The organism is Neobacillus drentensis, assembly GCF_036962765.1.
GTDB lineage: Bacteria > Bacillota > Bacilli > Bacillales > Cytobacillaceae > Neobacillus > Neobacillus drentensis_C.
The window spans coordinates 3416-7079 of the sequence record NZ_JBALOS010000268.1 but is presented as its reverse complement, the minus strand read 5'-3'; the positions used below and the strand labels follow the sequence as shown (position 1 = coordinate 7079).

At 36.8% G+C, this 3664-nt stretch carries 5 protein-coding genes; 4 read left to right on the top strand and 1 reads right to left on the bottom strand.

The genetic code is table 11. The features are described 5' to 3' along the window. Nucleotides 1–75: 75 nt before the first annotated feature. From typA to V7137_RS26130, 3 genes are read left to right on the top strand one after another with little or no spacing between them, the layout of a single operon-like run. Entirely contained in the window at nt 76–1914 is a 1839-nt protein-coding gene (gene typA / locus V7137_RS26140; protein WP_218345754.1) for a translational GTPase TypA, read from the top strand. A gap of 19 nt (nt 1915–1933) precedes the next feature. Next, nucleotides 1934–2239 (top strand): YlaH-like family protein, encoded by a 306-nt coding sequence (locus V7137_RS26135; RefSeq protein WP_088086255.1) that lies wholly within the window; start codon nt 1934–1936, stop codon nt 2237–2239. Nucleotides 2240–2255: 16 nt separating this feature from the next. Then, entirely contained in the window at nt 2256–2549 is a 294-nt protein-coding gene (locus V7137_RS26130) for a hypothetical protein (protein WP_218345753.1), read from the top strand. A gap of 83 nt (nt 2550–2632) precedes the next feature. On the opposite strand, the gene V7137_RS26125 is transcribed toward V7137_RS26130, so the two are convergent. Then, on the bottom strand, nt 2633–2833 hold the full coding sequence (locus tag V7137_RS26125) for a YlaI family protein (RefSeq protein ID WP_218345752.1): 201 nt from the start codon (nt 2831–2833) through the stop codon (nt 2633–2635). Between the two features lie 288 nt (nt 2834–3121). Between V7137_RS26125 and V7137_RS26120 the strand changes: the two genes are divergently transcribed. Then, nucleotides 3122–3577 (top strand): pyridoxamine 5'-phosphate oxidase family protein, encoded by a 456-nt coding sequence (locus V7137_RS26120; protein ID WP_335700779.1) that lies wholly within the window; start codon nt 3122–3124, stop codon nt 3575–3577. Nucleotides 3578–3664 lie beyond the last annotated feature (87 nt).

The window sequence follows — 3664 nt, the reverse complement described above, 5'->3', positions numbered from 1 at the left end:
TGGTATAATGTTTTAGTTATAAATGAGAAACTATAAATAGTTTTATTTTTAAAATATAGGTAGGAGTGGAATTGTTTGAAATTAAGAGATGATATACGTAATATTGCAATTATTGCCCACGTTGACCACGGTAAAACAACATTGGTTGACCAATTGTTAAAACAATCAGGTACTTTTCGTACTAACGAGCATGTGGAAGAACGTGCAATGGATTCCAATGATTTAGAAAGAGAACGCGGAATTACCATTTTGGCGAAAAACACGGCTATTCAATACAAAGATAAAAGAATTAATATTTTAGATACACCAGGACATGCTGATTTTGGCGGAGAAGTTGAACGGATCATGAAAATGGTTGATGGGGTATTGCTTGTTGTTGATGCCTATGAAGGCTGTATGCCGCAAACTCGTTTTGTTCTTAAAAAGGCATTAGAGCAAAAGTTAACTCCAATTGTGGTTGTCAATAAAATTGACCGTGACTTTGCAAGACCTGCAGAGGTAATTGATGAAGTTATTGATTTGTTTATCGAACTTGAAGCAACTGAAGATCAGTTAGAATTCCCAGTTATTTATGCTTCAGCGATTAATGGTACAGCAAGTACTGATCCTGAAAAGCAAGATGAAAATATGCAATCCTTGTATGATGCGATTGTTGAATACATTCCTGCCCCTGTTGATAATCATGAGGATCCGTTACAATTCCAAGTGGCTCTTCTTGATTATAATGATTACGTTGGTAGGATCGGAATCGGCCGTGTTTTCCGCGGTACAATGAATGTGGGGCAACAAGTTGCACTAATGAAGTTAGACGGTTCCGTTAAGCAATTCCGTGTGACCAAAATTTTCGGTTTCTTTGGTTTAAAACGCCAAGAAATTCAAGAAGCAAAAGCGGGCGACTTAATTGCTGTTTCTGGAATGGAAGATATAAATGTTGGTGAAACAGTTTGTCCTGTTGAACATCAGGAAGCTCTCCCAATTTTAAGAATCGATGAGCCAACACTACAAATGACTTTCGTCGTTAACAACAGCCCATTTGCAGGTAGAGAAGGGAAGTATTTAACTTCAAGAAAGATTGAAGAAAGACTTCGTTCCCAATTGCAAACTGACGTAAGCTTACGTGTTGATAACACAGATTCACCGGATGCTTGGATTGTTTCTGGCCGTGGTGAACTTCATTTATCAATTCTTATTGAAAACATGCGTCGTGAAGGTTATGAACTTCAAGTTTCAAAACCTGAAGTTATCGTTAAAGAAGTTGATGGTGTTCGCTGTGAACCAGTTGAAAGAGTTCAAATTGATGTACCAGAAGAACATACTGGTTCAGTTATGGAATCAATTGGTGCCCGTAAAGGCGAAATGATAGATATGATTAACAATGGTTCAGGTCAAGTACGCTTAATTTTTAACGTACCAGCACGTGGATTAATTGGTTACACAACCGAGTTCTTAACAATGACTCGCGGGTATGGAATTATTAATCATACCTTTGATAGCTATCAGCCAATGTTACCTGGTCAAGTCGGCGGAAGACATCAAGGTGTACTGGTGTCAATGGAATCAGGAAAAGCATCGACATATGGTATCATGCAAGTAGAAGACCGTGGAACTATTTTCGTTGAGCCGGGTACGGAAATCTACGAAGGCATGATTGTGGGCGAAAACACTCGTGAAAATGACATCACTGTTAATATAACAAAAATGAAACAGGCGACAAATGTCCGTTCAGCGAACAAAGATCAAACTTCTGTTATTAAAAAACCGCGTATCATGACATTAGAAGAGTCATTAGAATATTTAAATGAAGATGAATATTGTGAGGTTACTCCAGAATCAATTCGTCTTCGTAAGAAAATTCTTGATAAAAATGAACGTGAAAGAGCTGCTAAAAAGAAAAAATATGCTGAACAGAGTTAAGTAAAAGGAGTGCAAGAAGATGGAAGGATTCTCTCCTAGTCTTAGATTTTTCATTGAACTAACCGATGTAAAAACCGCTGTGTGGTTACAGTATCTATATATTGTAATTTTAGCGGCCATTGTATATAAGTTAGGCTTTGCAAAAAAATTGCCTCTTTTGAAAAACATCGTGATTTATATTTGCTTATTAATTGGATGCTTCGTAATGTTGATTTTTTCTTATGCATTACCGATTGCAGAAGGACTCGCAGGTGCGGCGGTGTTATTGATCATCTATAAAATACGCTTACATCAAACGAAAAAACATCAGGCTGAAGCGAAATAACGGGGGTTTAGTTACAATGAAATCCGTACAGGATACACTATATAATTGGCTTACAATTAAGGTTGTATGCGACGCGCGGCCTGATGACACAGCAGCTCGAGATACATTAAACCTATTTGAAGAAATGTTAGCTGAACTTAACCTTTCAAGCATTGAGGTAACAACTGATGTTGTAATGTATTATGTTTCCTATCAACAGGGGGAAGAGACGAAAAAAACACGCTTTCCCCGAGAATTAATTGAAGTCATGTTGCAGCAAATCAATCAAGAACCTGAAAAGTATGAGAACTACCCATTTGAAGAAGAATAAAAAAACCATCATGCCATTCCACTTAGGAATGTGCATGATGGTTTTTTGTCCATTTCTAACGCGTAGGGCTAGAGGTTTTCGTTTTACCAATCATCCTCTTCTGATTTTGGCCGGAATAAACGGAAATTTCCTGTTTCATATCTTGCATTCGTTTTTTCCGTTATTCTTGTACTGCATTCTTTACACATATATGTATGGATAGGTCGGTTGCGTAGACGTTTTGCAACAAACGATTCATCTTCAATTGCTTCAATTTTATCGCAAATTACACATTTAACTCTCATTAATACACCTCTTCATCAAATTCTAATAACCGAATGATTTACTCTAGTATATCATGGCAGAAAGTTTGTAGGTAATCAATTAGGGCTATTTTCGCACAGATTGTTGTTTTCGTATAAGTNNGAAAATTGCCTAGAAACTTATTATTTGACCCTTATTAAGCTCCAAAAGCAAAAAAGTTTTCGAAAAGAGCCTCAATTGGATAAATTGATGAAAGCACGGGATAGTAGTAATATGAAAATATCTGTTTTTTATAACAGCATCATGGAATAATGAAAGGGATGTAAAAAATGGCAAATCAAGTAGAACCAAAGCTAATTAAGCCTTTATATGATGAACTTCAAAAGGAACGGTTCGTGACATTGGCAACGGTTGATTACGAAACAGGCGGGCCTAATGTCAGCTCTATTTCTTGGGTGCTCGCAAAGGATGAAAGCACCATCTATTTTGCAGTAGATAATCGCTCCAGAATCCTAGAAAATATTAATGAAAACAATCAAGTGGTTATTAATTTGATTGCTAACGAATCTACATATGCCATTCATGGCGAAGCACATTTAAAAGAAGAAAGAATTCAGAATGTACCATTAAAGCTCGCACTAATCCAAGTAAAGGTTACAGCGGTGAGAGATGTCATGTTTTATGGTTCTAAAATCGTCACTGAGGTACAATATGATAAAACATATGATAAAAATGCTGCCCAAAAATTAGATAATCAAGTGATGGAAGCAATGAGAAAAGCTTAGGAATCACCCTAAGCTTTTCTCATTTTTTATTTATAGGCTCTGTTAAACTAGCCTGTTGATTTCCGTTCCAGGCGCTTCGCTTTCCGC